Origin of the sequence: Aliarcobacter sp. (assembly GCF_041672065.1) — a bacterium.
Lineage (GTDB): Bacteria > Campylobacterota > Campylobacteria > Campylobacterales > Arcobacteraceae > Aliarcobacter > Aliarcobacter skirrowii.
This window is the reverse complement of record NZ_JBAZAH010000086.1, coordinates 1-4,449: the sequence shown is the minus strand read 5'-3', so window position 1 is coordinate 4,449 and position 4,449 is coordinate 1. Positions and strand designations below refer to the sequence as shown.

Sequence of the window (4,449 nt, the reverse complement as noted above, 5' to 3'; positions counted from 1 at the left end):
GATTAACATCCACATCAACTCCTACATCATAAGAGTTTTTTTTCTTCTCTTTTGATTCTATCTTTTGAGGAATATTTGTATTATATCTTTGCGAAGGAGTATAATCTATTTTTGGTTCTAAATCTATCTTTATATCTTGATTTAACTGTTTGTCATTTGAGAGTAAAAGAGAGAAGAGTCCTATAAATAGGATAGTTTTAATTATTTTCATTCTCTTCTCTTTTTTAAATTATTTTTGATTTATAGCTGTATCTCTATTTTTATCTTTTGTATCAACCCAGATATTTGGAGTTGATCCACCAGGAGTTAAAAAGATTTTTGCATCTTTGTTCTCTCTTAAAGCATCATTAAACTTACCTTGAACTTCAATTTGTTGCATCTGTAAAAGATGTGGTGTAAGTGATTTTGAAATCTCTTTATTAGCAGCAGCTTGTGCTTTTGCTTCAATTGTAACAGCATCTGCTCTACCTTGAGCTTCAATTCTTTTAGCTTCAGCCTCTCCACTTGCAAGTGCAGCTCTTTTTTCAGCCTCTTGTTTAGCTCTTTGAACTTCGTATCTTACTCTTTCAGCTTCTTGATTTGCTATTTGAACTTTTTCAATTTGCTCTTTAATTTTTTCAGGAAGAACTATCTCTTTTAACTGAACAGATTCAACTACAACTGCCAGCTTAGATCTTTCAGCAACTTTCTCTTTTATTAATCTATCAAGTCTTTCTGCAACTTCATTTCTTTTCATAGGAAGAACTTCAGCATTGTATCCACCAAGAACACTTCTTGAAACCTCTCCAACAACTTGATTTACAATTTTATCTTCCCAAGATGGTCCCCAAGTTGCAATTGTTTCAGGAACTCCATTAGCAATAATATTATATTGAACTGTTAACTCAATAGATATTGGTAAACCTCTTGAATCAAGAACATTTATTGCAGGGTTATTTTTAATACTTTGATCAAAAGAACCAATACTTTGAGTGTTCATATATGTTAAAAGTCTAACTTTTGTATCAACAACAATAACTCTTTGAATTACTGGAATATAGAAGTGAAATCCTGGATTTAAAGGCTCTTTATCATATTTTCCTGTTGTTGCTTTAATACCAACTTGTCCTGATTCAATAATAACAAATGGTTTAAACAAAAATAGTGCACCAATTATTATAATTACAAGATATAGCAATCCTGCTTTTTTACCAAAGTTTTTGAAAAACTCAGGTGTTTCAAATGGAGGTTGAAAATTTCCACCTCCACCACCACTTGGTTTATTACCTTGTTGTCTGTTTTTAAAATAGTCGTTATCTATTGGCATGCTCTTCCTTATATTTTTTTAGTTTAATATACTATTTAAAATTAGTTAATATATGTTAAATACTTTGTATATTTTGGATTTTTACCAGTTACTACATCAAAATATGCAGATTGGATTTTTTCTGTGATTTCTCCTCTACATCCAGCTCCAATAACTCTTGCATCAACTTCTCTAATTGGAGTTATTTCAGCTGCAGTTCCTGTAAAGAAAGCCTCATCTGCTACATAAATCTCTTCTCTAGTAATTCTTCTTCTAACAACCTCAATTCCCATATCTTTTGCTAAATCAATTGCAGTTGCTTGAGTAATAGATTCAAGTGAGTTATCATTTGGAGGAGATATTAATTTTCCATCTTTAACAATGAAAAAACAAGCCCCTGAAGCTTCTGCAATATAGCCTTGATCATCTCTTAAAAGTGCTTCATCATATCCAGCCTCAACAGCTTCAAATTTTGCCATTTGAGAGTTCATATAGTTTGCAACTGATTTTGCTTTTCCCATACCTGAAGTATTTGGAGTTCTTGTAAATGATGAGATTTTTACTCTAACACCTTTTTTAAGACCCTCTTCTCCTAAATAAGCACCCCATTCCCAAGCTGAAATAGATACTTTTACAGGAGCATCTTTATGATAAAGTCCCATAACTCCATACCCTAAATATACAAGTGGTCTAATATATGCACCATTTGTTAGTTCATTTTTTTGTAGTAATTCTACTTGTGCTTTATTTAACTCTTCAAGAGTAAATGGAACATTCATTAATGTCATTTTTGAAGAGTTTAAAAGTCTTTGAGTGTGTTCATTTAGTTTAAATATTGCACATCTTCCATCAACAGTTTTGTATGCTTTTGTACCTTCAATTGCACCATTTCCATAATGTAATGTGTGACTTAGTACATGAACTTTTGCATCTTGCCAAGGAGTAAACTCTCCATCCATCCAAATATATTTTGATTCAGTCATCTTAATTTATTTCCTACACTTAAATTTTTAGCAATTATTCTATCAAAATGTTGATAAAACTATCTGTATAAACTAAGTTCTAAGAAGAAAAAATGTAATATTAAACTTTAAAAAATATTTGGATGAATAATGATAAAAAACTTAATTTTTATTTTTGTTACACTTTTTTTCACAGCTTGTTCTGTAAAATTTGATATACCTTTTTCAAAAGAACCAAATAGTGAACTAAAAAAAGAGATTACAAAAGTTTTGTATCTTATGAAAAAAGATGATTTAGAGAGCTTAAATAGCAACTACATAAATAAAGATTTTGGATTTTATGAGTTTAGATTAGATAGAGAGTTTAATTTAATTACTGAACATAAATTTACCCTTGAAGAGGTTGATAAATTTATAGAGATTTTTGAAATTTCAAGCAAACCTGTAGAATTTGATTGTAGTTTTGATTTAGATACTGGTTATGGATGGAAAGAAGATGGGGTTTTTGTCATAAAAAATAGAGTTAATTATTTTGATAACTATAAATTCAAAGATGAAAAAGAGAAAAAATTTATTAATAATATTTTAAAAAATGGCTATGAGGTAATTACTCTTTCTCAAATGATTTTTTATATGTCAAGATTTGAGGGCAAATATTATATTGTCTTAATTGACAATGTTAAAACAGATTGTAGAAAAAAATTTGAAATTGAGTCAAAAAATTTATAAAAGAGAGTGAATGCAAAAATTAATAGAAGATTTAATACAAAAGAGAGTTTTAATAATTGATGGAGCTATGGGAACACAGCTTCAAGCAGTTGATATAGAGAGTAAATTTTGGCAATATGAAAACAAAGATTTAGAAGGGTGTAATGAGCTTTTAAATCTTACAGCTCCACATATTTTGGAGACAATTTATGAAAACTACGCCATTTCTGGGGCAAATTTTATTAGCACAAATACATTTGGAAGTATGCCATGGGTTTTAGATGAGTATGAAATAGGTCATTTAAGTTATGAGTTATCAAAACTAGCAGCTAGCAGTGCTAAAAAGATTTGTGAAAAATATAGCACAAAAGAGGATCCAAAATTTGTTTTAGCATCTATTGGACCTGGAACGAAACTGCCATCTTTAGGACATATTACTTATGATAGTATGTATGAAGGTTATAAAACTATGGCTTCTGGTTTAGTTGATGGAGGAACTGATGTTTTTTTACTTGAAACTTGCCAAGATCCACTTCAAATAAAAGCAGCACTTCATGCACTAAATGATGTAGCACCTAATATTCCAATTATGGTTTCAGTTACAATTGAGTTGAATGGAACAATGCTAATTGGAACAGATGCTTTAACAATTGCAGCTATTTTAAAACCATTTAATATCTTATCTTTAGGTTTTAACTGTGGAACTGGACCAATTCAAGTTCAAAAACATGTAAAAGCTTTAAGTGAAGTATCAAGATTTCCAATCTCAGTTCATGCAAATGCTGGGCTTCCTCAAAACAAAGGTGGGAAAACTTTTTATCCTATGGGTCCAGATGAGTTTACAGCTTTACAAAAAGAGTTTTTAAATATTAATGGTGTTACATTTTTAGGTGGATGTTGTGGAACTACACCTGAACATATAAAAACTTTAAGTCAAGCAGTAAAAGGTGTGGTTCCAAAAAAACCAAGTGGATTTTTAAAAGCTTCACTGGCATCTTTATTTAATGTTGTTCCTCTAAAACAAGAACCAGCACCACTACTTATTGGTGAGAGAAGTAATGCAACTGGAAGTAAAGCTTTTAGAGAACTTTTAAAAGCAAATGACTATGAAGGAACTTTAAGTGTTGCTCAACAACAAGTTCGTGCAGGAGCTCATGTAATTGATGTGAGTGTTGGTTTTGCAGGTCGTGATGAAACTGGCGATATGAATAAAGTTGTATCTTTATACTCTCAAAAAATATCACTTCCACTAATGCCTGACTCTACTCAAATAAAAGCACTAGAAGCTGCTTTAAAACAAATTGGTGGAAGATGTATTATAAACTCTGTTAATCTTGAAGATGGTGAAGAGAAGTTTGATGAAGTTTGTAAATTAGCAAAAAAATTTGGAGCAGCACTTGTTTGCCTTGTGATTGATGAGATTGGAATGGCAAAAACAAAACAGAGAAAACTAGAAGTTGCAGAACGAATTTATAATTTATGTGTAAATAGACA

5 protein-coding genes are annotated in these 4,449 nt (G+C 30.5%); 2 read left to right on the top strand and 3 right to left on the bottom strand.

Features of this window, described 5'->3' with window-relative positions; translation table 11 throughout:
* From WC168_RS09360 to WC168_RS09350, 3 genes are all read right to left on the bottom strand, one after another.
* A partial coding sequence (locus tag WC168_RS09360; RefSeq protein WP_372618875.1) for a hypothetical protein occupies nt 1-211 on the bottom strand: 211 nt, incomplete at its 3' end.
* 18 nt (nt 212-229) lie between these two features.
* Nucleotides 230-1,306, bottom strand: a complete 1,077-nt coding sequence (locus WC168_RS09355) for an SPFH domain-containing protein (protein ID WP_372618873.1) — start codon at nt 1,304-1,306, stop codon at nt 230-232.
* Nucleotides 1,307-1,347: 41 nt separating this feature from the next.
* Nucleotides 1,348-2,268, bottom strand: a complete 921-nt coding sequence (locus WC168_RS09350; RefSeq protein WP_066160292.1) for a branched-chain amino acid transaminase — start codon at nt 2,266-2,268, stop codon at nt 1,348-1,350.
* A 129-nt stretch (nt 2,269-2,397) separates the two neighbouring features.
* Here WC168_RS09350 and WC168_RS09345 point away from each other — a divergent pair, with 129 nt between their 5' ends.
* Complete coding sequence (locus tag WC168_RS09345) at nt 2,398-2,976, top strand: hypothetical protein (protein WP_372618871.1); 579 nt, start codon at nt 2,398-2,400, stop codon at nt 2,974-2,976.
* A gap of 10 nt (nt 2,977-2,986) precedes the next feature.
* Nucleotides 2,987-4,449: homocysteine S-methyltransferase family protein (locus tag WC168_RS09340; RefSeq protein WP_372618869.1), on the top strand; the 1,463-nt coding region annotated here is incomplete at its 3' end.